This window comes from Streptomyces sp. NPDC057474 (assembly GCF_042802555.1).
Taxonomy (GTDB): Bacteria; Actinomycetota; Actinomycetes; order Streptomycetales; family Streptomycetaceae; genus Streptomyces.
Genome location: NZ_JBHVDX010000468.1, coordinates 1 through 2,302, shown reverse-complemented (window position 1 = coordinate 2,302; position 2,302 = coordinate 1). Strand labels below are relative to the sequence as shown.

Here is a 2,302-nt window from a genome sequence, read left to right as displayed (position 1 = left end):
GCCCAGGCCGACGCCGCCCCCGAGGCCGCTCGGGCCGATGCCGAGCCGAAGACCACCACGGCTCCGGCATTCGCCGCCGAGGCACGGCCGGAGTCGGAAGGCGGGAAGGCTGCCGGTTCCGCCGCCGACGTGCGGCCCGGCTCGGACGGCGAGAGGGCTCCCGGTTCGGCTGACGGTGCGCGGCCCGGTGCCGCAGGCGCGACGGATCCGCGTTCCGCCGACGCGCGGCCCGGCGTCGCGGGCGGGTCGGCGGTCGGTTCCGCCGCCGATTCAGGCGCCGGCTCGGTTTCGGATGTCGACCAGCCGGATGTCGACGAGCCGGATGTCGACGAGCCGGATGTCGACGAGCCGGAAGCCGCTGACAGTGAGGGCGTCCCACAGGGGTCACCCGCAGGTGACGACGAAAGTCGCGCGGGTGGTACGGGTGGGGAGTCGGAGGGCGATGGCGGAGCCGACGCGGATCGGCCTGTGGACCAGCCGACCGCGATCTTCCGCGCCCCCCGGCCGCCTGCCGTGGACCAGCCCACCACGATGCTCAAGTGGGGTGGCGCTGCCACCAAGCCCGCCGAGCCCGCCGAGCCCGCCGAGCCCACCAAGCCCACCAAGCCCGCCAAGCCCGCCGAGGTCGCCGACAAGTCCAACGGCGCCGACGACGCGGCCAAGGGTGGCACCGCGGATGCCGCACCCCCTGCCGAACGCACCAGCAAATTCGTAGCGCTGAAGTCGCTGGACGAAGCCGCCCCGCCCAAGCCCCCGGGGGCGGCTCCCGACCACCCCGCCACCAGCCCGGCGGAGGCGACCCGGGCCATTCCTCAGGTGGGGCCGGAGCGGACGACGCAGCAGCCGTTGCCGCCGAAGCCGCCACTGGATCTGCTGGCGGAGCTGACGAACACGCCACCGCCGCGGCAGACGCCCGTGCGGACGATCATTCGCCGGGTCAAGATCTGGACACCGCTGGCGATCCTCCTGGTGATCGTGTTTGCGGTCGCACAGTCCGTGCGCCCGCTCCCGACCCCGACGCTCGCGCTGACCGCCGATGAGTCGTACGCCTTCAAGGGCGAGAAGGTCTCCCTGCCGTGGCCCGGCGAGGGCCAGGGCTGGATGGACGTCAACGGCATCGGCACGATGGACAGCTTCGGCGACCAGAAGCCCGTGGCCATCGGCTCGGTCGCCAAGGCGATGACCGCGTACGTCATCCTCAAGGAACACCCGATGAAGGCCGGCTCGAAGGGCGCGACGATCCCGGTCGACGCGAAGGGTGAGACCGAGGGCGGCTACGACAAGGACGGCGAGTCCACGCTCAACACCGTCAAGGAGGGCGACAAGCTCTCCCAGTACGACGCGATCGCGGCCATCATGATTCCGTCCGCGAACAACATCGCGCGCCTGCTCGCCCGTTGGGACAGCAACGGTTCGGAGGAGGAGTTCGTCAAGAAGATGAACGCCGCCGCCAAGGACCTCGGGATGAAGAACACGACCTACACCGACCCGTCGGGGCTGAAGGAGACGACCGTCTCCACCGCCGAGGACCAGGTGAAGCTCGGCAACGAGCTGGTGAAGATGAAGGCCCTCACGGACATCACCAAGTTGCCCGTCTGGTACGACCCGTCGGGCCAGCGCTGGGACAACTACAACCGTCTCGTCCCGTACGACAACGCCATCGGCATCAAGACCGGCTCCACCACGGCTGCCGGCGGCAACCTCCTCTTCGCGGCCACGAAGGAGGTCGGCGGTGAGACGGCGATCGTCGTCGGCGCGATCCTCGGCCAGCACACACCGCCGATCATCGACACGGTCAACGCGGTCAGCAAGACCGCGATGATCGCCGCCCAGGACGCGCTGACCTCCGACACGATCCTGAAGAAGGGCGACGTCGTCGGATACGTCGACGACGGGCTCGGCGGACAGACCCCGGTCGTGGTCACGAAGAACGTCTCGGCGGTCGGCTGGGCCGGCAAGACCGTCAAGCTCGAACTGGACGCGAGCGAGTCCATCCCGCACGAGGCGAAGTCGGGCACCGAGGTCGGCTCACTGACCGTCGGTGACGGCTCCGGTGACGGCGTAGAGGCACCGGTCGCCCTCCAGAAGGAGCTCACCGAGCCCGGCTTCATCGCGAAGCTGACCCGCGTGAGCTGACCCGCGTGAGCTGACCCGCGTGAGCTGACCCGCGTGAGCTGACCCGCGTGAGCCGACCGGCGTGAGCTGATCCGCGTGAGCCGACCCGCGTGAGCCGACCGGCGTGAGCCGATCCGGCCTACGGCCGCCGGGAGGACCACAAAGCGCCTCTTCCGCCATATGGCGG

Annotated in this window: 1 protein-coding gene; it reads left to right on the top strand. The window is 70.4% G+C overall.

Annotated features, from left to right (window positions below):
* A partial coding sequence (locus ACFU53_RS47755) for a D-alanyl-D-alanine carboxypeptidase (protein ID WP_384006871.1) occupies positions 1-2,136 on the top strand: 2,136 nt, incomplete at its 5' end.
* Positions 2,137-2,302: the final 166 nt, after the last annotated feature.